Below are 25,930 nucleotides of genomic sequence, written 5' to 3' on the forward strand. Positions count from 1 at the left end.
ACGGCATTTGAGACAAAGGCCGAAGAATAAAATTGTCGCCATTGGGCGAGGTTCGTCCCGAAAACTACTGGGGCGACTGACAATTCCGGCCAGATAGCGACCCCTGCGCCGTCACCCCGTTCACCAAGCATTAACCATCATGGGAAAGGATCACTGTCGCATCGGCCCCGGGCCGCAACGGCGGCTGCTAAGCAGTGCCGAACAACGTCGTTCCGCGAGCGAAGACGTCGCGCGGCTGCCGGCAAAGGAGAACGGTCATGGCCCTGAAGGTCGAACTCAAACCGAACGAGCGCATCATCGTCGGCAATTGCGTGATCACCAACACCGACCAGCGCGCCCGCCTCCTGATCGACGGCGACCGGATCCCGATCCTGCGCGAGAAGGATATCCTGACGCCCGAGACCGCCGACACGCCGGCAAAGCTGATCTATCTCGCTGTGCAGCTGATGTATCTGTCGCCGGACCCGATGGCGCACCACCCGACCTATTTCAGTCTGGTGCGCGACATCATCACCGCGATGCCGAGCGCCTGGCCCTTCATCGAAAGCGTCAACAACTTCATCCTCAACGGCGACCTCTATCACGCGCTGAAGGAATCCAAGAAGCTGATCGCACACGAAGAGAAGTTGCTGGAAACCGCGCGCGACCAGCAGAACGCCGAGCGGGACGACACCCGCAAGAGCGCGTAGAGCTTCTTGTTTTGGCGCGTTTTCTTCGCGCGGCCCGGCGTCCACTTCGCTTGAAAACGCTCCAGCCCCACTCGCCTCAACGAAAAAGGCCTCCGCGCGGAGGCCTTTTTGCTGGCTGGAGATGAGGGGCGCGCGATCAGCCGATCGGCAGATATTTCAGCAGCGTCGTCTGATACAGCATCGACGTGGTCTGGTACGACGCCTGCAAGCTGGTTTGCAGCGCCAGGATCTTGGTAGCGACCTCGTCCTGATTGACGCCCTCGACCGAGTCGAGCATCGTTTCCGCCATCCCCTTGAGCTGGGTCTGCCGATCGGTGGCGGCCTTGGTCGCGGTCTGGGCACCGGCGAATTCGGCCTGCACGTCCTGGATCTGCTGCTGACCGTTTTGCGGGGCGAGGTTGGCGCTCACGCGCTGCGCGAGCGCCGTCACCTGCGCGCTCGCATTCGGGTTGCCGGCGTTGGTGGTGACGGCTGCGTACACCGCGACGTTCTGCAGCAAATAGCGGAAGGCCTGTTCGTTGGCGCGCGCGCCATACTGCACGGTGATGGACTGATCGACCTGCGCGACCGCGGTGCCGCGCGCCGACCCCGGGCCATTCTCGCCGGTGTACCAGTAGACGGTGTTATCGGGCGTGCCCGCGACCAGGTTGGTGGCGGTGTCGAACGGCGGTCCCCCTACCCTCAGCGGCGCCGGCGCGGCGGTGGTGTTGTTGGCGATGCCGAGCGCGCCAAGTGCGGCCGTGTTGGAGCTCGAGATCGACAGGCTCTCGCCATCGGCGCCGTGCAGGGCGATCGCGCCGTTGCTGATGGTCGACGGGTTCTTGGTGCCGCTGATCTGGTCGATCTTGGCCATCAGCGTCTGCACGCTGTCGGTGACGTTGACCTCGTTGCCGGTGGCGCCCGAGGCCACGAAGGTGATCGGCGTGCCGTTCACCGTGATGGTATCGCCGGCGGCAAAGCTCGTCGACAGCGAGTCGGTGCCCGCCGCCCCCGACAGCGCCGTGGCGCCGTTGATCGGCCCCGGCGGCGTGTTCCGGTTGTTGACCGCGGCGCCCGACACGGTCGCGACCGGATTGAAGAAATTGTTCGACGCCGCAACCGCGGACGCCGCGACCAGCGACGTGTCGCTCAACGTTTTGATCGACGAGGTCAGCGTCGATTGCAGGTTAGCCGTCGTCGCCGCGGTGTCGGCGCCGATCAGGAACGAGCCGGCGGGCGGCGGGTTCGTCGTGGTCGCCGTGAGTTCGATCGCTTCGGTGGTGCCGTCGGGCAGCGTGAAGTTGAACTTGATCTTGTCGCCGTCCTTCGGATTGATGGCGCCGAGATCGACCGAGGCCGATTTCGGCGTGCCGGTCGGCTGCGTCACCGTGGCGCCACCCGTCAACGACGACTGCACCGACAAAAGCTTCAGGCCGAACGGCGAGCCGTCCTCGGCGATACTCGTGACCGTCGTGGTCGCCGGCGGCGACGAGACGCTCAGGCGCCCCATCATGCCGGCGCCCTGATCGGCCTGCTTGCGCTCATTGATGAGCTGCGTGAGGCCGGCCTGGGTTGCCGTACCCTTGAGCATGGTATCGGCGGATACCGTGGCCGGCGTATCCATCGCGCGGCCGGAAAACAGATAGCGGTCGCCCGACTGGCTGTTCAGCATCGCGACCGCGTTAGCGAAGGCCGCCTGCGCCGTGATCTGGCCCGAGGTCTGGCCGCTGTCGTTGAGCGTCAGCGTCGCTGTCGTCGCGGCGTTCTTCACCTGGGCCCCGACGTCGGACAGGCCCTGCAAGGTGAGGTTCGCGACACTCAGGCGCGTGTTGAGGTTGGTGGCGGTATCGGAGAACGCGTTGATGCCGCTGATCTGCGCGCGCAGGCTGAGCGCGAAACCGCGATCGAGTCCCTGCCCCGCATAAGTTGTCGATACCTTGCCGGTCGCAAGCTGCGTGGTCAGGTCATTGAGCTGATTCCGCAGGTTGAGGATCGTGGTGCCGATATAGGAAGTTCTGCCGCTTACGCCGTCGATCGACATGTTACCCTCACGTGAGCTGCAGCAGCGCGTCGTACATCTGCTTGATCGACGACATCACGCGCGCATTGGCGGAATAGGCGTTCTGCAGCGAAAGCAGATGCGCCATCTCCTCGTCCATGTTGACGCCGGAGGTCGAGTCCATCTTGGTCTGCAGCGTGTTCAGCACGACGTCCTGGCCGTCAGCGAGTTGCTTGGCAGCGGTCGCCGACTCGCCCTGCTGGCTGATGAACTGCTTGGCAAAGTTGAGCAGCGTGCCGGTGAACGGCGCGCCGGTGGTGCCAAGGCCGGTCTGCGGCGAATAGCTGTATGAGGCATTCGACAGCTGGTTCAGAACGAGGTTGGCGCGCGTGGTGTCGCCGGCCGGCGTCTGCGGATTGGTCGAGTACACCACCATGCGCGAGGGATCGCCGATCAAGGCGGTGTTGACGCTGATGCGTGCGGCAAGGCCGGTGGTCTGCGAGCCGTTCGCGGTGATCGCGCCGGTGTAGAGCCCGCCATTGTCGGTGAACAGCGGAAGGTGCGGATCGCCCGAGGTCAGCGACGAAACCGTCGTGGTGACCGACGCCGCGGTCACATCGGCCTTGTTGGCGGCGCCGTCGTCGAGCACGCGCAGCGTCGACCCGGACGGATTGGAGAATTGCAGGCCGGTTCCACCGAGCGCGCCGTTGAGCTGCGACAGCACCGAGCTCATGCCGCCGGAGAAATCGATGCCCAGCACCTCGTCGTTGGGATCGACGGTCGCGGTATTGCTCAGCGGCAGCACGCTCGGATCGTCGACGCGGATGATCGACAGATTATGCGTGAGGCCGGTGGTGTTGTCCTTGTAGGAGACGTGGATGGTGTTGCCGTTCTGCAGCCCCGAGAGGTCGAGGTCGAAGCCGGACTGCGCTCCCGCCGTCGCCGCGGTGCCCGCGGTGGTCTTGTCCGACAGCGCGCTGGACATCGCGGCGGCGAACTGATCGATCTGGGTCTGGGCTTGCGCCAGCGTGTTGTCGCGCAACTCGAGATAGGCGGCGATCTTGCCGGAGCGAATCGAATTGGTCGACACCATGTCATAGGTGCCGCCATGCGGGAACGTGATGGTGATGGTCCCGACTGTGCTCTTGGTCGGGTCGGTATTGTACAACGTGTTGGGCGTCATCGTGCCCTGGGCGTTGAAGCTGAGCGTCGCGGCCTCGGTGCCGACCAGCTGCACGCCGGAATTGGTGAACACGCTCACCTGGTTCTGGCTGTTGGTGACGGTGCGGATGTCCATCAGCTGCGAGAGCTGCGTGACGTAGCGGTCGCGCTGATCGAGCAATGCCGCGGTCGAGGCATCGGTCGTGCCGCCATTGGCCGCCAGCTGGACATTGAGGCGCGCAATCTGCTGCAACGCATTGTTGGCGCTGTTGACGGAGTCGCTGATGCCGGCCTCGGCGTTGGCGCGCAGCGTCTGGATTCCCTGCGACGTCGCGTTGAGCTGCTGCGCCATCGATTGCGCGGCATTGATCACGCCGATGCGGGCCGACTGCGATTCCGGGCTGGTCGACAGCCCCTGCAGCGCGGTCAGGAACTTGTTGTAGGCGTCCTCGATCGTGCCGGTGGAGTCGGGATTGCCGTACACGCCCTGCAGATTGGCCATGAAATCCGAGCGGACATCGGCGTAGGCCGCGCCCGAGGTCTCGGTGCGGAGCTGGGTCTGCAGGAATTCGTCGAGCTGGCGGTTGACGCCGGTGATGAGGACGCTCGAACCGTACTGGCCGGTGGTGCCGGTGACCTGATTGAGCGTCTTCCTGACGTAGCCGGGCGTCTCTGCGTTGGCGACGTTCGACGACACGAGCGAGAGCGAGGCCTGCGTGGCGCGCAGGCCCGACATCGCGGTGGAAAGGGCTTGGCTCAAACCCATGATGTGTACTCGCCTTTACTTCTTCACACGTGCAGCAACGATGCGATCAGCGCACCACGTTCAGGAGATCCTGCACCATCGAATTGGTCGTGGTGATCACCTTGGTGTTCGCCGAATAGGCCTGCTGGGTCACGATCAGCTTGGTGAATTCGTCGGCAATATCGGTGTTCGAGCTCTCGAGCGAGGAACCGACGATGGTGCCGGCCTTGCCGAACAACGCCGCGCCGGACTCGTCGGTCGCCTCGAACGCACCGCCGTCGATGCGCTTGAGGAAGTTGGTGCCGTTGAAGGTCGCCACCGAGATTTCGGCGAGGTCGATGTTGCGGCCGTTGGTGTAGTTGCCGACGATGCGGCCGTTGGTGGAGACGCTGACCGACTGCAGCTGGCCGGCGGGGAAACCGTCCTGCTGGATCTGGTTGACCTGAACGTTGCCGTTGGCGTCGGCGAACTGGGTCACGCCACCGGAGCCGAAATTGATCACGGGGCTGCCGAGCGACACGCCGTTGACGACGGCATTGGTGAGCGCCACCGAGGAGATCGCCGGCGACATCTGGCCGTTCGAGGCGAAGGTGAAGTTGACGTTGACGTTCTGCCAGGAGACCTGCGTGCCAGTCGCATTGGGATTGACCTGATAGAACAGGTTCCAGGTGTCGGTATGTGGGCTGCCCAGCGAGGAGCTGTCGGTCTTGGCCCAGCGGAATTGCAGGTTCACCGGCGCGCCCGAGACGTCGTAGGCCGTGACGGCGCCGCCCGAGACGGATTCGTTCAGGAAGGTCGAGTTGTCGTTGCCGATAACCTGGCCGGTGCCGACCGTGCCGCCGCCGCCGCGAACCGCAACCGCCGAGCCGGTGAAGCCGAGCGCCGCGAAGGCGGTCGAGTTCGAGCTCGTCACGTTGAGATCGGCCAATTTGCCGGAGTGCAAGGTGATCTTGCCGCCGCTGATCGTCGATGGCGTCGTGGTGCCGGTAATCGCGTCGATCTTCGCGAGCAGCGTTCCGATGCTGTCGGTGACGTTGAGCTGGTTGCCGGTCGCCCCCGACGCCACGAAGGTGATGACGGTGCCGTTGACCGTGATCGTGTCAGCGGGCACGACGGGCGGGCCGGCCGAGCCGGCGCTGAAGCTGGCGTTGATCGAGTCGGTGCCTGTACCGCCCGAAAGCAAGGTCGCGATGGTATTGTCCACCGATGGCGTCGCCTTGTTCTTCTGCTCGGTGCCGGTGATAGCGGAATCGGTATACGGCGCAGCCGGCGTGCCCAGCACCAACGGATTGTTTCCACTGCTGAACGCGCCCGGCCTGATCAGCTCGGAACCGGGAACCGAAGTGTCGTGCGCGGTGGTCAAGGGATAGGACGCGAGGTTGGCGCGATAGTCTATCTTGGTGGTCTGCTGCGCCGGCAGGAAGTCGTTCTTGAATTGCAGCACCTGCGGCGATGAGCCTGCCGGGTTGCCGGTGGTCGGGTCGATCGGCACGCCCTCGAGATAGTAGCCGGCGCCGTTGACGAGATAGCCGTCCTTGTTGAGCTGGAAATCGCCGCGGCGGGTGTAGCGGTCGACGCCATCGAACACCGGCGCACCGTCGGTGAAGCTGCCGGGCTTCTGCACCGCGAAGAAACCGTTGCCGTTGATCGCCATGAAGGTCGCGACCGATGCCGACTGGACGTCGCCCTGTACCGAGTTGGTCGAACGGGACTGCGCGGTGACGCCGCCGGCAAGCTGCGCGGTCAGCGCGGTCTGCGGGACGAGGTCAAGGAACGAGGTATCGATGCGCTTGAAGGCGGTGGTCTGCGAGTTGGCGATGTTGCCGGAGATGTTTTCAAGCGCGTACGACCCCGCGCGCAAGCCACCGACAGCCGTCGTGAGAGCGCCGAAGATACCCATGACATGTTCTCCAATTCGATTCCCGGCGGCTGGCAATCACAGGAATGGCCGCATCGGCGGAGCATGTCGCAAAGGTCGTGCCACGAAACAAAACGTAACAAAATCATCCGCTTGAAAAAAATGCCCCGGTCGTTCGACCGGGGCACATTTGCCGGGAGCGGCAACAATTGCCGGGAAGGAATGTCAGGTCGCCGATGGCGCCGCCGGGTGAAACACTAGCGCGAAACCGTCCATGCAGTAGCGCAGCCCGGTCGGTTTCGGGCCGTCGTCGAAGACGTGGCCGAGATGGCCGCCGCAGCGACGGCAATGCACCTCGGTACGGACCATGCCGAAGGTGCGGTCCGACGTGGTGCCGACCGCGTTGTCCAGCGGCTTGTAGAAGCTCGGCCAGCCGGTGCCGCTCTCATACTTGGTCTCGGACGAGAACAGCGGCAGGTCGCAGCCGGCGCAGGCGAAGATGCCCTTGCGGTGCTCCTTGAGCAGCGGGCTGGATCCCGGCCGCTCGGTGCCCTGGTTGCGCAGGATCTCGTATTGCTGCGGCGTCAGCTGCGCGCGCCATTCGGCGTCGGTCTTCTCGATCTCGAATTTCTCGGCGGCCTGCGCCGGCGAGGCGCGCAGCCAGCGGAAGGCGGCGAAGCCGAACAGGCCGGCGACGGAAGCAAGCAGGATGCGGCGATCGATCATTAATCATCTCCGGTGCGGGCGGCTCGGGGGGCGTGCCCGAGGTTCGTCAACAAATACGAACCCCGCCGGCGGACGTTACATCCGTCCGTCGGAGATCCGCCCACTTTCTTGCGAGGCATCCGGATACGGCGCCTCGCCGTCCTCGATCTGCCTGGGCGCGGGCGGACGCGCCGGCCGCACTGGGGGCGGACGGCGGGGTGCCGGCCCCCTGGTTCCCGCCTTGAGATTGGCCTCGGCGAGCCGCGCCTCGCGCAGGCGCTCCTTCGCACGTGCACCCTCGCGGTAGCGCGCCAGAACACCCGCCACGGACGAGGCCCCCCTCGCCCACAGGCTGACGAAATGACCGGCGACGCGGCCGGTGGCGCCGCCGGCCCAGACCAGCTCGAACGGCGAAAACAGCCGCCAGCGATCGTCGCCCCACAGGATGCTGCGCGCGATCAGCTGCCCGGCGAGCGCCGAGGTGTTGAGTCCCTGCCGGCCGAAGCCGCTCGCCACCCACAGGCCCCGGCGCAACTGACCGATCTGCGGCATGCCATGCACGGTGACGCCGACCGCGCCGCCGAACATCTCGGCAATCGGAACCTTGCCGAGTTGCGGAAACACCGTGGCGATGCGGCGCTGCACCGCCCCGCCAAGCCGCTTCGGCCGTGCGTCCCAGGTGGTTTCGGGGCTCGCCCACAACAGCCGATCGCCATCGACGACACGGAAATGGTCGATGCCGTCGCTGTCGACGACCGAGCCGGGAAAGACGATGGTCTCGGCCAGCCGCTCCCCGAGCGGCTCGGTCAATGCCGCGTAGCGCCACACCGGCAGCAGCGTATCGGACAAGCGCTTCAGCGGCGAGCCGAGATGGATATTGCCGGCGAGGACAATATGGTTGGCGCGCAGCCGCGCCGTCGGCGTCACGATGCGTTTGCGGATGCCGGAGAAATCGATGCTGACGACCGGCGTCTCCTCGAAGATCCGCACGCCTGCCCGCATCGCCAGCGCGGCGAGGCCGTGCACATATTTGCGGCCATCGATCTGGAACGCCTTCGGATAATAGATGCCGTGGAAATAGCGGCTGGTCCTGAGCACGCTGCGCACACGATCGACCTGCCAGCCCTCGACCTCGGTCGCGAAATCCTCGCCGAGCGTCTGCAGGCGGCCGATCAGTGCCTCGCCGACATCGACATTGGAGACTTCCAGCGCGCCATCGCTCGGCTTGATGCCCGGGATCAAATCTTCGGTAGCGGTGGCGCGGACATAGTCGGCGCCCTCCTTCGACAGCGCCCACAATTCGCGGGCATCGTCGAGGCCGACGCGCTCGATCACATCTGTTATCGGCAGGCCGAATCCCGGCATTACGGTGCCGAGATGATGACCGGAGGCGTTCCAGCCGATCTGGCGGCCTTCGAGCACCGCGACGCTCGCACCGAGCCGCGCCGCCTCACGCGCCACGGTCAGGCCGGCCAGCCCGGCTCCGACCACGCAAATATCGACGTCGAGGTCGAACGCCAGACGGTCGCGGAACGGCGAGGCCGCCTGATCGGGGCCGTCTGCCGCACTTGTGGAACTCTCGCTCATGGCGTTTCTTACGAACCGCTGCGGCGCTTGTCACCTTGTCCAGGGCATGAGCCTGTAGAATTAATTCGACCTGACCGAATCGAGAATGGAAGTCCATGCGCCGTTTGCTGCTGCTGCGTCACGCCAAAACCGAACACGACGCGCCTTCGGGGCACGACCAGGACCGCCGTCTCGACGAGCGCGGCCACCGCGACGCAGCGGAGATCGGCGGCTGGATCGCCCGTCATCCGCCCCTGCCCAATCTGGCGCTGGTCTCGCCGGTGGTCCGCACCAGGCAGACCTGGGAGATCGTGCGCGAGGCGCTGAAGGGCGCCGGGCCTGCGCCGAAGGTCGAATTCGTGCCGGACCTCTACGGCGCCGACCCGGTGCAATTGCTGACCGCGATCCGGATGGCTTCGGTCAGCGATCCGAAGCGGCTGATGCTGGTCGGCCATAATCCCGGCATGCACGAGCTCGCGCTGACGCTGACCGGCAGCGGCGATGAGGCCGCGAAGCGCGCGCTCGGCGACAATCTGCCGACCTCGGGGCTCGCCGTCTTCGACTTCGCGACCGACGACTGGAACGACGTCTCGTTCCGGCGCGGCAAGCTCGTCCTGTTCGTCAGCCCTAAGCTGTTGAAGCAGGCCTCGCGCAGTTGACGCAAGCGGACAGCGCCGCGCCGCCATGCTATATTGGCCTCTGCGCGACAGGGGGACCGGTTCGCGTCGAGACCAGAACGACTTCAAGAAAAAGAAGGCGCGCGTCCCGGGCACAGGGACCAAACGGCTCCAGACCAATCGCGGACAGGAGGCGCAGATGTACAAATCCATTCTCGTTCCGATCGACCTCGCCGATACCGATCTGGCGAAGCCGGCGATCGCAACCGCTGCAACATTGTCGCAAACATGGAACGGGACGGTTCGTCTGCTCAACGTGCTGCCGATGACGCCGGTGATGCTCGCCGAATACGTGCCGGCGGATTTCGACAGCCAGCAGCGTGAAACGTCGGAAGAAGCGCTTGCGATCGTCGCGCGCGAATCCGGCATCGCGCCCTCCCGCATCTCGGGCGTGGTCCGCCAGGGCGGCATCTATCACGAGATCCTCGAGGAGGCCGCGACCATGAAGGCCGACCTGATCGTGATGACCTCGCACCGCCCGGCGATGCGCACCTACTTCCTCGGCTCAAATGCCGGACACGTGGTGCGCTACGCCAAATGCTCGGTGCTGGTGGTGCGGCACTAAAGCTGGGTGAGTCATGGGGCCGTCGCAGGCGGCGCTGCCAAAATATCGAAAACAACCCCATGCAAAGTAGCCGGCGGCGGCCGGCGTTCGACCAGGCGACTTGACACGTCGGGCAACTCAGGGATATTCTTCTAATATTCCGAAATTGCGCACGAAGATGCCGTTGAGGACGCGGCGGTCGTTCGCTCGTGGCACGCCGCGCGGCTTGTTGGGCAGCATCGGCTCGATGGCAGTCCATTCGTCGTCGGAGAGTTCGTCGCGCATGATTCGGCCCCTTCGGTCAGGCGCTGGAACCACGGCTCGGCAGTCAGCTCAATGAGGCACTGACAAACGGCGATTGGTCGCTATGCACCCGAAAGCGGACGCATTGTGCTCACGTTGAGCTCTTCACCTCTTGACCCGAAGCGGTCGTCGGCCATGCCGGACAGTGGCTCAACATACTGCTATAAGCGTTGAGCTTCCCAAGATGCTGTCAGAACGGGCAACTTGCCTGAGCGCAGCCGAGGCGCCCGCGGTCGATTGCCCGACGATGCTATCCGCGTATTCCCGTCCTTCGATGTGTTTGAGGGTTCTGGGAATTGACTTCACCAGCTCAGGATACGGAGCGACATTGACGAAGAGGGGCGGCGTTGTCGAATATTGTCAAGGAATTGCGGAAAGGTAACGCACGCAAGAGCGCCGGAAGATGCCCCTTTCCGTGCGTTCGGGATCTCCTCGCCGACCACGCGGAAACTGCGCCGGAGCGCTATGCCATTCTGGCCCCGGCGCGCCGCCCGATGACGTATGGCGCGCTATGGACGCAGGCAAATGAAGTGGTTTTCGGGTTGCGGAACGTCGGCGTGCGCCGGACTGACCGGGTCGCGGTCGTGTTGTCGGACGGACCAGAGGCTGCAGTAGCGGCGATCACGGTTGCGGCCGGCGCGGTTTGTGTACCTCTCAATCCGGGTTTCACCTGTGATGAATACCTGCGTTATTTCGGCGAATTGCAGCTGGCGGCGCTATTGACGCACGCTGACTTGAATTCGGCCAGCCGACGCGCCGCCCAAATCCAGGGCGTGCCCGTGATCCATGTGTCGATGCGGCCGAACGAGGGAGCCGGCGCGTTCAGTGTTGCCGGTCGGGCACCGCAGCTCCTGGTTGACGACGAGTTTGCGTCCAGCGCTGACGACGCGTTCATCCTGATGACATCTGGCAGCACGTCGCGGCCCAAAACGGTCCCTCTGACCCATGCGAGCGTCTGTCTGTCGGCCGACAACGTTGGCGCCGCCTTGGAGCTGGAGGCTCGCGACCGATTGCTAAGCGTACTGCCTCTCTTTCATGGGCATGGCTTGATCTCGGGACTTCTGGCTGCGCTTGCGGCAGGCTCCAGTACGGTCTGTCCGCCTGGCTTCGATGCAACAGCGTTCTTCGGCTGGCTGATGGAGTTCCGACCAACCTGGTACACGGCGGTACCAGCAATCCATCGTGCAGTATTGGCGGCGGCGGATCCCTACAGGCAGGCTGCGCAGCGGTCCTCCTTGCGGCTCGTTCGTTCGGCTTCGACGTCTCTGTCGTCGGAAGTGCTCGACGGACTAGAAGCGCTGTTTGGTGTTCCCGTCATAGACACCTACGGCATGACGGAGGCCGCGACCCAGATCGCTGCTAATCCCTTGCAGCGGCGAAAGCGCGGTTCCGTCGGCCGGCCGGCCGGCCCCGAGATCGGGATACTGGACAGGAGAGGCCGTCGCTTGCCATCCGGCAAACGTGGAGAGATCGCGCTGCGAGGTCCCACCATAACCAGAAGGTACGACAATGATGCCGCCGCTACAGCGTCCGCATTTCAGGACGGCTGGTTCCGGACCGGCGACCTCGGATACCTGGACGCCGACCGGTATCTCTTTATCGTCGGTCGCATCAAGGAGATCATCCATAAGGGCGGGCAGAAGATTGCCCCCGCCGAGGTAGAGAGCGCATTGCTGAGCCACCCGGCTGTGATCGAAGCCGCTGTTTTCCCTGTCCCCCATGAGCGACTGGGCGCGGACGTCGCCGCCGCTATTGTGCTGCGTCAGGACGCAAAGGTGAGCGTACAAAGTCTCCGAGACTTTGCCCGAGGACGCCTGGCCGGGTTTAAAGTCCCTGGCCTCATCGTGATTGTACCAGAGATTCCGAAAGGCCCCGGCGGGAAGATCAAGCGCAATGAACTTGCGGCCGGCCTTTCAAAGACTCGACCAATCCAGGACGACGGCAAAGGAGTTGCGCCCAGCTCGGAATTGGAGCGTCAACTGGCCGGTATCTGGAAGGACATCCTGGAAATTGATCGGATCAGCGTTGATCAGGATGTCTTCGCGCTCGGCGTGGATTCACTTGCCATGACCCAGTTGATCTTGCGTGTGGAAGAGTACTTCGGCGTCATGCTGTCGTTCGAGGATATCTTCAATTCGTCGACCGTTGCGGCGCTTGCGCTTCGCCTTGAATCATCAAAAGAGGGCGCCGGCTCGTTGGCGCGCCCGCACGATCCGCCATCGCAGATCTCGCGCGCTGATGCAGATGGCGCACAGTCAATCTCCATCGTGCAGGAGCGCATGCTACGCATCGAGCGAAAATTACCCGGGCTACCCCAGTTCAACCTGCCGTTCGCTTATCGATTGCAGGGCCGACTAAGCATTCCCGTGCTCGAGCGGAGCCTTGCCGAGGTCGTGCGTCGGCATGACATGCTGCGCACGGCGTTTATCTGGCAGGATGAGGTCCCCCTCGCTCGCGTCGTGCCGGACGTCGATGTCAGATCAATCCTGGCTGTGAAGGATTATGCAGTCCCGGTGCATACCGGAGATACCCGTGCCAAGGAACTTCTGCTGGTAAAGGCGAAGCTGGAAGCCGAACGGAGCTCCCTGGCGCCGATCGACATGAACAATGCGCCACTGTTCCGGGCCTATCTCTTCAGGCTCGATGCCAGGGACCATGTTTTGCTCCTGGTCATGCATGATATCATCATCGATGGCTGGTCGATGGCAATCTTCATGGAAGAACTTCTGGAGATCTATGCCGCTGCGATTTCCGGTGCGAAGGCGCAGCTGCCCAAACCATCGCTTCAGTTTTCCGATTTCGCTCGCTGGCAGCGTTTGTGGTCCAGCACCGAGGAAGCAAACAGGCAGTTCGCTTACTGGAAGCGGTGCCTCGACAAAGCCTCACCTCCATTTGCAGCCCCGAAAAGCAGCGTTGGAGGCGAATTGACTTCGCGCGCTCTCCAGGAATCATTTCAAATATCGAACAATCTGGTGACGCAGCTGAGCGCCATGAGCCGCGACCGGGGCGTAACTCTGTTCATGAGTTTACTCGCCGGTTTCAAGACCCTGCTGTTGCTCCGGAGCGAACGCAACGACATTTGTGTCGCGACTTTGATGGCCAATCGGCCTCAACTCAGGACAGAACGCGTGATCGGTCCGTTCGCGAACACAACGATCATCCGCACCCAACTTGATGCTGATCTGACCTTTAGCGAAGCGCTTGAACGCGTGCGCAGGGCTGTCTTGGAGGCTTACGCCAGACAAGAACTTCCCTTCGATATAATTGCCAGCCGACTGGCGGAAGAGACCGGCTTGTGCCCGGCATCACTCGTCCAAGTTTATTTCGTTCTCCAAGTTGCGTTCCGCCGAGCGCTCCAGCTGCCCGATCTGACGGTTCGCCCGTTCGGCTACCAGGAAGAACGGTCTGCCATGCCGATTGATCGCGCTTGGCTCTCGATTACCCTTAAGGACACCCCGTCGGGAATGACCGGCATATGCGGGCGCAAGGACGACTTGTTCGAGCCAAACACCGTCCAGAATTGGATTGCCGATTACACGGCAATCTTGGTCAATGCGGCCGCAAACCCCAACGAGCAGCTTGGCCGATTGATTGATCCCTGAAACGATCAGGTCAGTCGCACCAAGCCGGTGAAATAAAGTGCAACGCCTGTGCCGGTGTCCTGCCACGCGCAAGGTCGTCCAAAATTCGTCCGATCCGAGGTTCATCCAGCTTGATTATCCACTAGAAATTGTCGACAATTCAGGGGTGCATTGGACGAGGGATTGATCAAATCTAATTTTGCCACTTGGAGGCGGCGATGTGTAGATTTGCAGTGGATCTCATCGATTTTGAGGAATTGACCGCGGCGCAAAGGAAAGCACTGCTGAAGGACCTACAGAAGCGCAGGGATGCTCTGCAAGCGCAGCTGGAGGGGGTCAATGAATCGCTGAAGGGCGTCAATCAAGCGCTCAAGACGGTCCAGAAAGTATCAAAGCGCCGTTAGCGCCCGGGTCGTCAGCGCCCGAACAGGCTGTAGTCTGGTCTCCGCGCTTCAGCCGTGCAGGGGCTTCCGCCGAATGCGGAAAAGACAGCGGAGGGCCTGACCAAAGGGCACGTAAAATCGACGCGGCTCCGGACGGCGGGGTGTGAAGCCCCCGGTCACGTCATGGCCACCGTTGCGGCCGTGTCAGGGTTGAATTCCGAGCACCTTAAGTATCGGCGTCCACCGGGTGTAATCTTTCTCATGCATCGCTCGCGCCTCTGCACCGGATCGCCATACTTGCTTAAATCCGACATTCTGCAGTTTCTCCTGAGAACGTTGCGATGCTTGCCGAAAAATCTCGGAGAGTCGGGAGACTTCCTCCGCTGATGTTCCCGGCGGAGCGAAGATGCCGACCCATCCTTCCGTCTCAATCCCGCTGCCGGTTTGTGCAAGAACGTGAAGTGAATCTTGAAACGGGAGAAAGTCCGGAAAAGGAACAATCGCAACCGCGACATGCCCCCCAAGGACACTGAGGATCGCTGGCGCCGACCCTTGATAAGGTACGTGCACCATCGGCACTCCGTAGTCGTTGAAAAGCGTTGTACCTATGAGATGGGGAATGCTCCCGGCGCCTGCCGTGGCCACGGTGCGATATTTCTCCTCGCGCGAGGCCTCCCGCATGTATTCGGCAAGCTGCGCGGCAGCGTCTTTTCTCGCGACGGCAACGTATGAGAAGGTCGCCAAAATTCCGATGGGCACGAGCTCGCTTTGAGGAGACGTTCTGAGCGACGACGTGGAGGACATGAACAAGAGTGTCTGAGTCCCCTTTTGCCGAAGTACCCAATCTGCCGCTATTGCTCCTCCCGCGCCAGGTCGATTTTCCACGATCGTCGACGTTCGCGCGACCTGCTCTGCTGCTTCAGCAACGATTCTGGCTGCGGTTGAAGAGGTTCCCCCTGCCGCAAATCCCACAACCAATGTAATCTGTCCATCATTCGGAAGTGCGGGACTGGAGAGCATCACAAGCGCAGCAAGAAAAAGTGGCGTGAATCTCGTCATTCGCTGATGCCCTCTTCAACGAGTATCGCGATTTTCAAGGACAGCTGGACCACGTTCCCTTCGAGGGCGCAACCTCCGAAAGAACGTCATTTGGCCGGCTCGGCTCTCCGGCGCGCTGCGGGCGCGTCCATCCGTCCGTACCTCGCACGCGGTTCGCCATCGAAGCGGGCAGAATCCGATACTGAGGTCGATCTCCCCGAGCTCGTACGCGGGCTGGCACTATCTGAATGACAACGGTGTTCGGAGCCCGATAGACACCTCCTTCTTCTGACAATAGACTTTGACTAAAGATCGGATCGGATCAGGGCGAGCTTTTATGGCCGCAGACCGTGTGGAACGGCGACTGAGTGCTGTTTTCGTGGCCGATGTGGCTGGCTATAGCCGCCTAATGGGTGCTGATGAGGAGGGTACGCACGCCCGGCTGAACGAACATCTGTCTGCGCTCCTCCATCCCGAGATCGAAAAGCACGGCGGGCGGCTTATCAGGAGCGCCGGCGACGGAGTGTTGGTGGAGTTTGCCAGCGTGGTCAGCGCTATGCGATGCGCCGTTGCGATACAGCGCGGCATGATCACTCGAAACACCGATGTGCGAATTGAAAAGCGGATCGAGTTCCGCATCGGCATCAACGCCGGCGACATCATCACAGAAGGCGGCGATATCTTTGGGGACGGGGTAAATGTTGCGGCTCGGCTCGAGGCGCTTTGTGAGCCGGGCGGCATCTGTGTATCGCAACGCGTACGAGAAGATACGCAGGATAAGCTTGACATCGAATTCGAAGATAGTGGCGAGCATCAACTGAAGAACATTGCACGGCCGGTGCGGGTCTATCGCGTGTCGTTCGGCAACGCTCCGGCGCGACCGGCGCTTGCGCTTCCCGACAAGCCATCGGTCGCCGTCCTGGCTTTTGAGAATATGAGTCGCGACTCGGAACAGGAGTACTTTGCGGATGGAATTTCGGAAGACATCATCACCGAGTTGTCCCGCTTCTCGGACTTGTTCGTGATCGCACGCAATTCGAGTTTTCGATACAAGGGCAGAGCGGTTGATTTGCGTCAGGTGGGTCGAGAACTCGGCGTGCGCTATGTTCTGGAGGGTAGCGTTCGTCGGGGCAATGACCGAGTTCGGATCACGGCACAGCTGATTGATGCTGCAAGTGGCGTCCACCGCTGGGCCGAGCGCTATGACCAGAAGTTGAAGGATGTATTTGCGATCCAGGACGACGTGGCGCGTACGATCGCCGCAATTCTGGTCGCGCATGTGAACATGGCGGAAGCTGAACGCACCTTGCTCAAGCCGCCCGCGACTTGGCAGGCCTACGATCACTACATGCGCGCAGCTGCGGCGTGGATATCGTTCCAGTCCTCGTGGCAAATGGCGGAATTATTGAGGACACGAGGGCACCTCGCAGATTCGCTGGCCATCGATCCGAAATATGCCCGTTGCTATACAATGCTGGCCAGCACGCACCGGGTGGCTTGGCTCAATCCCCTGAATGATGAATATTTGAGCCCGACTATCCTTGACCTGGCCATCAAATTGGCGCGCACGGCAATTGCCCACAATCCGGGCCTGCCCGAAGCCTATGCCGAGTTGGGTTATAACATCATCCGGAAGCGTGACTTCGACGCAGCGACTGGCGCCGCCGAAAGAGCGCTGGCGCTAAACCCCAATTTCGCGGATTACCGCCTCGCGCAAATATTCTACTCGGTGGGAGACCCGACCAGAGCTATTGCCATCGCCAAGTTGCAAATGCGCCTAGATCCATTCCATCCGCATTTTGCGCCGTTGATGGTCGGCGTAGCTCACTACCACCTCAAAGAATACCACGATGCCCAACATTGGTTGACTGAAGCCATTGGCCGCGCGCCCAATCACCAGTATGGCCACGCCTTCTTGGCTGCGACGTACGCTCAGCTGGGACGAATGGAAGATGCTCGTGCAGAGGCAAACGAAGTTCTACGCTTGAATCCAAGATACAGCATCAGCGGCACCCAGCAGCAGGTATCCATTCTCAAACGCGCCGAAGATTTGGAGCACCTGGTTGACGGGCTGCGAAAGGCCGGCCTTCCAGCATAGTCTCGGCGAATGCGCGGGCAAGACAGCAGCTCGCCGTCCTGCGCGGTGGTGCTCGTCCGAAGTCCGCTTGTGGCCCTTCTCGAACCTCCGGCAAGGTCCGCTTTCTCGCGGCTGTCAGGGTGAGAACGGACATCAAGCGCCCCTCATCCAGCTCCGATTTGTGAGTACACGGTCCAGCTGATTGGTCAGCGGCCACCATCGAGGCAAAGCCGCGGGCAATGAATGCCACCAAAGCGGTGTTCGCCTAGCGCGCGCGATGAGTTTTGATAGAATCGGCTTGGCGCGATCTCGGTTCACCTCTCCCCGTTGGGGAGAGGTCGGATTGCGCCTGGCGATGCGAAGCATCGTCCAGCGCAATTCGGATGAGGGCTCTTGCTCTCTCGATAGACCGTGCCCCTCACCCGATTTGCTGCGCAAATCGACCTCTCCCAAGGGGGAGGTGAACTTTCGACGCCGTTCCAGTTCAACCTAACCTCATCAGACTCTAGAGGCGATTCCGTTGCGGCTGCATCCGGCGTGCCTCGCGCTCGATGCTGGCGGCCACCAGCGGCGCCTTGTCGGCGGCGATGGGCGGGGAAAACACGAAGCCCTGCACCAAATCGCAATCGAGCCCGCCGAGCACGTCCAGTTCGGCGGACAATTCGGCGCCCTCCGCCACGACCGTCATGCCCAACCCGTGCGACAGGGCGATGATGCCGCCCAGCAGCTTGCGCTTCTCCGGCGCGGTGGAAATGCCGTCCACGAAGGCGCGGTCCACTTTCAGGCAGTCGAAAGGCAGGCGCGTCAGGTAGCCGAGCGAGGAATAGCCCGAACCGAAATCGTCCAGCGCCAGCCGGGCGCCCAAGCCGGACAGCGCCGTCAGCGTGCGACTGATCCGCTGCTCGGTATGATCCACAAACAGGCTTTCGGTCAGCTCCAGGCAGAGCAGCTGCGCCGGAAAGCCGGTCTCGGCCAGGATGGCCGAGACCGCGGTCTCGAAATCCACGCTCCAGATCTGCGCCGGCGAGACATTGACCGAGATGGAGCGCGGCGGCAGCCCGGCATCCAGCCAGGCGCGGCCCTGCCGGCAGGCCTCGCGCAGCACCCACAGGCCGAGATCGACGATGAGGCCGGAGCTTTCGGCGATCGGGATGAACTCCGCCGGCGAGATCGGCCCGCGCTCGGGATGGGTCCAGCGCAGCAGCGCCTCGAAGCCGGTGACGCGGCCGGTCTTCAGATCCACCTGCGGCTGGTAATGCGCCTCGAGGGAACCGGCCTCCACGGCGTGGCGCAGATGGCGGCCGAGATCGAGCCTTTCATCGACCGCCTGCGCATAGACCGGCTCGAACAGTTGCGCCCGGCCGCGCCCGGCCTCCTTGGCCATGTAGAGCGCGAGGTCCGCGTTGCGCACGGCGGTCTCCGCCGTCGCGCCGTGCTCCGGCAGGCGGGCGATGCCGATGGTGGCGCCGACCGAGGCCTCGCCCTCGGCGAGATCGACGGGGCCGGACAGTTTGCCGACGAGCCGATCGGCAAGCCCGGTCAGCGCGGCGTCGGACGTGTCGCATCCATCCGCCAGCACGGCGAATTCGTCGCCGCCGAGCCGGGCGATGAAGGCGCGCGGCCCCAAGTCCTGCCGCAACGCAGTCGCCACCTTGATCAGCAATTCGTCACCGGCGGCATGGCCGAGGGAATCATTGACCTCCTTGAAGCGATCGAGGTCGATGAGCAGCAGCGCACCGGTCCGGCCTCCCCGGGAGCAGCCTTCGGTCAGGGCGGCGAGCTGGCGCGTGAACAGCGCGCGATTGGCAAGGCCGGTCAGCGGATCGCTGTAGGCGAGCTGCTCGAGCTGGCGCTCGGCCTCCTTGCGCTCGGTGACATCCTGCACGGTACCGATGATGCCGATGACCTTGTCGTGGGCAACCTCCGCCTTGCAGATCACGGCCAGATCGCGGGGCATGCCGTCCGCGTGCAGGATGCGTAGATCCGTGGCCTCGGTCCTGCGGGTGCGCAGCACCCGTTTCTGCACGTCCCGGAAGCGGTCGGCGTCGCCGTGCAGGAAATAGGGTCCCATGTTCTCATCGGTCGGCTCGAACGTGTCGGGCAAGCCGAGAAGCTGGTAGAGCTCGGGCGCCCAGATCGTGCGGCCGCTGTCCAGCCGAAAGCTCCAGGTGCCGATCTTGCCGAGGCGGTGGGCCTCCTCCAGCGCCCGCGTGCGCTGGTCGAGCAGCGCCTTGGCCGCCCTGAGCTGGGTGATGTCGCTGGAGGTGCCGCGATAGCCGAGAAAGCTGCCGTCATCGGCGAAGATCGGCTTGCCGCTGGTGCAGATACTGACGCGCGAGCCGTCCTTGCCGATCAGCGTGTAGGTGAAGTCGCGAAAAGGGCGATGGGCCTCCATATCGGCCCGGTGCCGCGCCATCGCCTCCCCGTCCTCGGGCGCATAAGTCAGTTCCCAGCGCGCCTTCCTGCCAGCGGCGACCGTCTGGAACGCAGCATTGCCGGCAAGCGATTTGGGATAGGGCAGCAGCCGATGTTCGGCGTCGCTCTCCCAGCACCAGTCCGAGGCGGTGCTGACAAAATCGGCCAGCCGTTGCTCGCTCTCCGCCAGGCGCCGCAGCGCGGAGGTCTCCTCCGTGACGTCGCGGACGATGCCGGACACGCGCCGGACCTGGCCGTCCGCGTCGAATTCCGGCTCGCCATGCACCACGCAGTCGAGCAGGCTGCCATCGGAACCGCGGAGTCTCGTCCGCACCGCATAGGGCCGCCCCTCCGCCCAGCAGGCCGCGTAATGCGCCTCCAGGAGCTTCCGGCTTTCGGGCAAATAGCGCTCGCGCACCGTGGCGATGGGGATGTAGCCGTCGGCGGTCTCGAATTCGTAGAATGCGGCGAGCTCGGGCGATATCCAGAGATCGGTCGCGCCGGCACTCTGCGACTCCCAGTAGCCCATGCGGGCCAACCGGATCGCACAGCGCAGCGATCGCTCCTCATGCCAGCGGCGACGCGCTTCCCGGGTCGGGGCCTGCCCTTGCGACAATTTGCGAGCGGCCATCGGTCCCCAACTCAACGCTAGCGTACGCAGCTAATACGCTAGCATAGAGCGTCACAACCTTGGAGCGACGACGGTGACGAGACGGGGCTCTTCCGCTTCTTTGGTGTAGTTTCGGTGAATTCTGCAACCGGCAGTCGGCGCCCGGCTCGAGCGCCGCACCGGCATCTTAACGGATCCGCACCAGCTCCAGGTCGAAGTCGCCGGTGACGGCGGTCTCGATCTGGCAGCGCGAGAGTCCGATATCACGCAGCGCCCGGTCATCGAGCTGGCGCAGCGTCTTGATCGCCTCGCGGCGCACCCAATAGGTCGCGAGCGCATCGCCCCACACTCGGAGCAATCGGAGCAATCCGCCTAATGTACCAGACCGCGCGGGCACTGCAGCGGCTGAAGATATTGCTGACATTGTCATCTCCTTCGCTGCCCATAGGCAAAGCTACGCCATTGACGCAAATACTGTTTCAGCGGCTGCGCCGTCGGGACCTCGGGTTGCTTGCGCGCTCCTCGGTGCAATCATGGGCTTGTTCCCTCTTAAATGATCCGGTACATTCCTCGGAGCAAGTAAAACATTGCTCTCGGTGCAATAATGTCGAGGTTCGAATATCTGAAGCTGGCGGATGCGGTGGCCGCCGAGATCGCCAGCGGCGCGCTGAAGGCAGGCGACCGGCTGCCGCCGCAGCGTCATTTCGCCTATGACCGCAACATCGCCGTCTCGACGGCGAGCCGGGTCTATACCGAGCTGTTGCGGCGCGGGCTGGTGGTCGGTGAAGTCGGCCGCGGCACTTTCGTGTCCGGCGAGGCACGCCGCGGCATCGCGGCCCCGACCGAGCCGCGCGGCGCCCGCATCGACCTCGAGTTCAACTATCCGCTGCTGCCGCACCAGGCGACGATGATCGCCAAGAGCCTCGAAGGACTGGAGCGGCCCGAGGTGCTCGAGGGCGCGCTGCGGCCGGCGACCAGTTTTGGCACGCGGGCGGCACGAACCATCTCCTCGGAATTTCTGGCGCGCAAGAGCTGGACGCCGAATCCCGACCAGATCGTGTTCACCGCCAACGGCCGGCAATGCATCGCCGCCGCGCTCGCCGCCGTGGTGCCGCCCGGCGGACGCTGCGGCGTCGAGGCGCTGACCTACCCGTTCGTCAAGGGCATCGCCGCGCGGCTCGGCATCTCGCTGGTGCCGCTCGCGATGGACGAACACGGCGTGCGACCGGATGCGGTGCAGAAGGCGCATCGCGAGGCGCATCTGTCCGCGATCTACGTCCAGCCGACGATCCAGAACCCGCTCAGCATCACCATGCCGCCCGAGCGCCGCGCCGAGCTGTTGCGCGTGGTGGAGAAGCTCGGCCTCGTCGTCATCGAGGACGGCGTCTACGGATTCCTCGACGATGAGGCGCCGCTCGCCGCGCTTGCGCCCGACAGCTGCATCGTGCTCGACAGCCTATCGAAGAAGGTCGCGCCCGGCCTCGCGCTCGGCTTCCTCGTGTCGCCGCCGCGGCTGCGCGAGAGCATCATGGCCGCGGTGCGCTCGGGCGGCTGGACCGCGTCGGGCTACGCCTTCGCCGCGGGGCAGCGGCTGATGGCCGACGGCACCGCTGCCGAATTGTCACGGCTGAAGCGGATCGATGCCGGCCGCCGCCAGCTGCTGGCGGCGAAGCATCTGGCCGATTTCGAAATCCAGACCAATCCGAAGTCCTATCATCTCTGGCTGACCTTGCCGCCGCATTGGCGCTCGCAGACCCTGGTCGCGGCCGCGTCGCGCCGCGACATCGCGCTGACACCGTCGACGACCTTTGCCGCCACGCCGGGGCACGCGCCCAATGCGGTGCGGCTCGCATTGGCCGCACCGCCGATGGAGCAGCTCGACCTCGGCCTGCGGACGCTGGCGGGAATGCTGAGCGCGACCGAAGAGGATTTTGACTCGACCGAGTGAGTGCGACGCCGTCGCACATCATCGGGCATGATTGCGAACCGCCTTCGGCAGCAGCGCATCGGGCAATTGATCGAAGCTGTAGCGCCGCGGCCGGTTGCGCGTGACGAAACCGCCGACCTGCCAGGTGAACAGCGCCGCAAAGCCGACCAGGAACAGCGCGCCCATCCAGTTCGACGTCAGCAGCGCCGTTAGCAGCAATCCGATCATTGCCACCGCAAGGCAGGCCAGCAGCGCCAGCGCGGCGGTGTACGTCTTCGGTCCGAGGCCTCCGACCAGCCTGGCGTTGCTGCCCGCCGCCTGCATCCGCCGATGCAGCTCGACGATGAAGTCGCGGTAGAGATGGCCCTGCGGCGCCACCAGCGTCGCGGTCTGCCAGGTGGTCGAGAGGATCGCGATCCGCCCGCCCTTGGCGTTGTCGATGTCGGCGCGAAATCGCTGCTGCTGCATCGAGACCGGGCGATAGGACAGCTTCACCGCGGAGATGTCGGCATAATCCCACACGCCGGACCGGCTGGCGATCCGCCACGACAGCCCGTCCTCGGTCAGCTCGAACTGGTGCGCCGAGCCGATCAAGGAGGCCTTGTAGGCGTAGCGCACCGCCGTGCCCTCGCCTGCCTCCGACCGGTCCTGCAACGTTGTTGGCAATTCGCCGGTCCACCTGTTCAAACGTACGCGCAAGCTTGCGCAGCCTGTCGCGCCTATCCTACAAGCGAGCCATGCCCGAGACGACCTATTTTCCGCGTTACCTCATCCTCGGCGGCGCGATGATATCCGGCGTGCTGCTGGCGCTTGCCGTGCACATGCTCGGCGCGCGTTACGGGCTCGACCTTGGCGGCCTGTGGCGCTCCGATAGCCACGAATTCATGCCGGCAGGCGCCGCGATCGCCTGGTGGCTGATCGCGACGGTCGGATTTTCGGGCGGCTACTTCACCGCCAATCTGATGCACAGCGCTGTGGCCGGCCAGATCCCGCAACGGATGCGTAACTTCCTGATCGTCGTCGGCGTGCTGATGCTGGCCGGCGCCGGCCAGGCCGCGTCGGCGCCGAGCACGGTCTCGACCATTTCCGCCGTGCTCGCGGGCCTTGCCGCCCTGTGCCTCGGCGCAGTGATGGCGTTCTGCGGTGCCTATTTTGCCCTGCGCAAGAGCTAGTGCGTTTTCGAGCGAAGTGGACGCGGTTCGCGTGAAGAAAACGCGTCCAAACCAGAATCCAGCTCGCCGGCCTTCCCTCAGGCGACCGACCGTTCCGGCACCCTGCGCAACATCTTGGCGACGTCGGCTGCCGGCCGCGGCGGACTGAACAAATAGCCCTGCGCCTGCGTGCAGCCCTCCCGACGCAGCAGGTCGAACTGGGTATCGGTCTCGACCCCTTCGGCTGTCGTGACGATGCCGAGGCTCTTGCCGAGGCCGGTGACCGCGCGCACGATCGCCATCGAGTCCTCGCGTGTCGCAAGGTCAGTGACGAAGGAACGGTCGATCTTGATCTTGTCGAACGGGAAGCTGCGCAGATAGCTCAGCGAGGAGTAGCCAGTGCCGAAATCGTCCAGCGAGATGCGGACGCCGAAGCCGCGCAGCTCATGCAGCACAGCGAGCGTCGCCTCGCTGTTCTGCAGCAGCACCGATTCGGTGATCTCGAGCTCGAGCCGGTCCGCCGACAGGCCGGATGCTTCCAGCGCCGCCTTCACCGACGACACCAGGTTGGGGTTCTTGAACTGCACCGGCGAGAGATTGACGGCAACCGCGACGGCCACGGGCCAGCCCGCGGCATCCGCGCAGGCCTTGCGCAACACGATGTCGCCAAGCGGAACGATCAGCCCGGTTTCCTCGGCGACAGGAATGAAATTGTTCGGCGCGATCAGGCCACGCAGCGAATGGTTCCAGCGCGCCAGCGCCTCGAAGGCGACGATCTGATCGCCCGCGACATCACGGATCGGCTGGTAGTAGACCTCGAACTCGTCATGCTCGAGCGCGAGCCGCAGGTCGCGCTCCAGCAGGCGGCGTGCCTGCGCACGCGCATCCATCCCGGTCTCGAAGAAGCGATAGGTGCCGCGGCCGTCGGCCTTGGCGCGGTACAGCGCGAGATCGGCCTTCTGCAGCAATTCGTCGGGATCCTTGCCATCCTCAGGCGCGAGCGAGATGCCGATGCTGACGCCGATCACGAGCTGATGGCCGCCGATCTCGTAGGGCGCGGCAATCCGCTCGACCACGAGACTTGCCAGCGACGACACCACCGACGGATCGCAGTTGCTGCAGAACTGCACGATGGCGAATTCGTCGCCGCCAAGCCGCGCCACGGTGTCGTGCTCGGTCACGCATTCGCCGAGCCGGCGCGCGACTTCGCGGAGCAGCGCGTCGCCGATCGGATGTCCGAGCGTGTCGTTGATTTCCTTGAAATGATCGAGATCGAGACAGAGCACGGCCAGCTGGTCGGAGCGCTTGGCCAGTCTCGAGGCCTTTTCGAGCTGCTCGCGGAACAGCGTCCGGTTCGGCAAATTGGTCAGCGCGTCATGCCGCGCCATGTGCGAAATCTGTTCCTGGGCCTGCTGCCATTCGGTGATGTCTTCGAAGGTCGCGACCCAGCCGCCGCCCTTCATCGGCTGGTCGACGACGCGGATCGCGCGCGCGTTGCGGCTGACGATCCGCGTCGCGCTGTGGCCGGCCTTTGCCTCGGCGACGAGAGCATTGCAGAACTCCTCGGGATCGCCGTCCCACTCGCCGATGGAATGGAGGTCCTGCAGGACGTCGATCAGCAGACGTCCCTGCAGCGGCACGCGACTGCGCCCCATCATCTCGCTGTAGCGCTCGTTGAACAGCATGATGCGGCCGTCGGCATCGAACATGCAAAGCCCCTGCGACATGTTCTCGAGCGCGGTATCGAGCACCAGCTTCTGCTTGTGAAGCTCGGTCTTGGCGCGACGGTCGAGGATCGAGGCGATCAGCGAGAGGCCGAGGATCGCGAAGGCGGCAACGGCGGTCATGAATGAGAGCACGCGCGGCGAGACCGTGAGTCCGCCGGAAACGATCGTCGGATCCGGAACCAGCGTCACCGCGCCCATTGCGGTGAAATGATGCGAGACGATCGCGACGGTCAGAAGGCCGGTCGCGGCGGCCGTGGTGCCGAAACGTTCGCCACGGGTGGCAACGACGAGCGCGAGCGCGCCGAACAGACTTCCGAACGCGATCGATGAGGCGACGATGCCGGGCGACCAGACGATGCGCGCGGGCAGCTCCAGCCCGAGCATGCCGGTGTAATGCATCGCCGCGACGCCGGCGCCGACGATCGCGCCACCGGCCGCAACCGTCCGCCAGCGTCCATCGAGCGTGGCGACGGCCAATCCGACGGCCAGGATCGCAACCGCGAGCACCAGCGACAGCAGCGTGATGGGAATGTTGTATCCGGCCTCGATGCCGGGATCGTACGCCAGCATGGCGACGAAATGGGTGGCCCAGATACCGCAACCGCCGACCGCCGCATCGAGGCCGATCCAGATCTCGCGGGCACGCCCCTGTGCGGCGCGGGCGCGGTGAAACAGGCTGATCGCGACGGCGCTGGCGAGCAGGCAGATCACCCCGCCAAGGACAACCAAACGCCAGTCATGTTCCAAAGTGAGACAGGTCAGAACGCGATACATATAGGCCCCCTTTATGGACCC

At 63.9% G+C, this 25,930-nt stretch carries 18 protein-coding genes and 1 pseudogene; 8 read left to right on the top strand and 11 right to left on the bottom strand.

All coding sequences use genetic code 11. The features are described 5' to 3' along the window. Positions 1-257: 257 nt before the first annotated feature. Complete coding sequence (gene flbT / locus QA639_RS28930) at positions 258-689, top strand: flagellar biosynthesis repressor FlbT (RefSeq protein WP_028337700.1); 432 nt, start codon at positions 258-260, stop codon at positions 687-689. A 136-nt stretch (positions 690-825) separates the two neighbouring features. Here the strand turns inward: flbT and QA639_RS28935 are convergent, their stop codons facing one another. The 5 genes from QA639_RS28935 to QA639_RS28955 form a co-directional block, all read right to left on the bottom strand. After that, positions 826-2,709 (bottom strand): flagellin family protein, encoded by a 1,884-nt coding sequence (locus QA639_RS28935; protein WP_283087826.1) that lies wholly within the window; start codon positions 2,707-2,709, stop codon positions 826-828. A 7-nt stretch (positions 2,710-2,716) separates the two neighbouring features. Continuing rightward, entirely contained in the window at positions 2,717-4,594 is a 1,878-nt protein-coding gene (gene flgK, locus QA639_RS28940) for a flagellar hook-associated protein FlgK (RefSeq protein WP_198400139.1), read from the bottom strand. Positions 4,595-4,640: 46 nt separating this feature from the next. Continuing rightward, the gene (locus QA639_RS28945; protein ID WP_028337703.1) at positions 4,641-6,473 is read right to left on the bottom strand and encodes a flagellar hook protein FlgE; all 1,833 of its coding nucleotides are present in this window, start codon (positions 6,471-6,473) and stop codon (positions 4,641-4,643) included. A 183-nt stretch (positions 6,474-6,656) separates the two neighbouring features. Beyond that, a complete protein-coding gene (gene msrB, locus QA639_RS28950) occupies positions 6,657-7,157 on the bottom strand; it encodes a peptide-methionine (R)-S-oxide reductase MsrB (protein WP_028337704.1) in 501 nt (166 codons plus the stop codon). 75 nt (positions 7,158-7,232) lie between these two features. Beyond that, positions 7,233-8,723 (bottom strand): NAD(P)/FAD-dependent oxidoreductase, encoded by a 1,491-nt coding sequence (locus QA639_RS28955; RefSeq protein WP_283087827.1) that lies wholly within the window; start codon positions 8,721-8,723, stop codon positions 7,233-7,235. A gap of 95 nt (positions 8,724-8,818) precedes the next feature. On the opposite strand from QA639_RS28955, the gene QA639_RS28960 reads away from it, so the two are divergent. Further along, positions 8,819-9,361, top strand: a complete 543-nt coding sequence (locus QA639_RS28960) for a SixA phosphatase family protein (protein WP_283087828.1) — start codon at positions 8,819-8,821, stop codon at positions 9,359-9,361. Positions 9,362-9,518: 157 nt separating this feature from the next. Beyond that, a complete protein-coding gene (locus tag QA639_RS28965) occupies positions 9,519-9,944 on the top strand; it encodes a universal stress protein (RefSeq protein ID WP_016840840.1) in 426 nt (141 codons plus the stop codon). Between the two features lie 147 nt (positions 9,945-10,091). Here QA639_RS28965 and QA639_RS28970 read toward each other — a convergent pair. Next, positions 10,092-10,208, bottom strand: a pseudogene (locus tag QA639_RS28970) (transposase); the annotation flags it as partial. 365 nt (positions 10,209-10,573) lie between these two features. Here QA639_RS28970 and QA639_RS28975 point away from each other — a divergent pair. Continuing rightward, entirely contained in the window at positions 10,574-13,828 is a 3,255-nt protein-coding gene (locus QA639_RS28975; RefSeq protein ID WP_283087829.1) for an AMP-binding protein, read from the top strand. 212 nt (positions 13,829-14,040) lie between these two features. Next, the gene (locus QA639_RS28980; protein ID WP_193395257.1) at positions 14,041-14,211 is read left to right on the top strand and encodes a hypothetical protein; all 171 of its coding nucleotides are present in this window, start codon (positions 14,041-14,043) and stop codon (positions 14,209-14,211) included. A 183-nt stretch (positions 14,212-14,394) separates the two neighbouring features. Here the strand turns inward: QA639_RS28980 and QA639_RS28985 are convergent, their stop codons facing one another. Beyond that, entirely contained in the window at positions 14,395-15,249 is an 855-nt protein-coding gene (locus QA639_RS28985; protein ID WP_283087830.1) for a Bug family tripartite tricarboxylate transporter substrate binding protein, read from the bottom strand. Between the two features lie 316 nt (positions 15,250-15,565). Here QA639_RS28985 and QA639_RS28990 point away from each other — a divergent pair, with 316 nt between their 5' ends. Beyond that, positions 15,566-17,326, top strand: a complete 1,761-nt coding sequence (locus QA639_RS28990; protein WP_063779961.1) for an adenylate/guanylate cyclase domain-containing protein — start codon at positions 15,566-15,568, stop codon at positions 17,324-17,326. Between the two features lie 484 nt (positions 17,327-17,810). Here the strand turns inward: QA639_RS28990 and QA639_RS28995 are convergent, their stop codons facing one another. Continuing rightward, positions 17,811-20,249, bottom strand: a complete 2,439-nt coding sequence (locus QA639_RS28995) for a sensor domain-containing protein (protein WP_157343344.1) — start codon at positions 20,247-20,249, stop codon at positions 17,811-17,813. A gap of 268 nt (positions 20,250-20,517) precedes the next feature. After that, the gene (locus tag QA639_RS29000; RefSeq protein WP_080583391.1) at positions 20,518-20,679 is read right to left on the bottom strand and encodes a DUF1127 domain-containing protein; all 162 of its coding nucleotides are present in this window, start codon (positions 20,677-20,679) and stop codon (positions 20,518-20,520) included. 255 nt (positions 20,680-20,934) lie between these two features. On the opposite strand from QA639_RS29000, the gene QA639_RS29005 reads away from it, so the two are divergent. Further along, positions 20,935-22,278 carry an aminotransferase-like domain-containing protein gene (locus QA639_RS29005; RefSeq protein ID WP_283087831.1) on the top strand — a complete coding sequence of 448 codons (1,344 nt, stop codon included), beginning with the start codon at positions 20,935-20,937 and terminating at the stop codon, positions 22,276-22,278. An 18-nt stretch (positions 22,279-22,296) separates the two neighbouring features. Here the strand turns inward: QA639_RS29005 and QA639_RS29010 are convergent, their stop codons facing one another. After that, on the bottom strand, positions 22,297-22,911 hold the full coding sequence (locus QA639_RS29010) for a hypothetical protein (RefSeq protein WP_157343342.1): 615 nt from the start codon (positions 22,909-22,911) through the stop codon (positions 22,297-22,299). An 83-nt stretch (positions 22,912-22,994) separates the two neighbouring features. On the opposite strand from QA639_RS29010, the gene QA639_RS29015 reads away from it, so the two are divergent. Further along, entirely contained in the window at positions 22,995-23,429 is a 435-nt protein-coding gene (locus tag QA639_RS29015; RefSeq protein ID WP_016840859.1) for a hypothetical protein, read from the top strand. Between the two features lie 77 nt (positions 23,430-23,506). On the opposite strand, the gene QA639_RS29020 is transcribed toward QA639_RS29015, so the two are convergent. Then, complete coding sequence (locus QA639_RS29020) at positions 23,507-25,909, bottom strand: EAL domain-containing protein (protein WP_283087832.1); 2,403 nt, start codon at positions 25,907-25,909, stop codon at positions 23,507-23,509. Positions 25,910-25,930 lie beyond the last annotated feature (21 nt).

It is taken from the genome of Bradyrhizobium pachyrhizi, from assembly GCF_029714545.1.
Classification (GTDB): domain Bacteria; phylum Pseudomonadota; class Alphaproteobacteria; order Rhizobiales; family Xanthobacteraceae; genus Bradyrhizobium; species Bradyrhizobium pachyrhizi.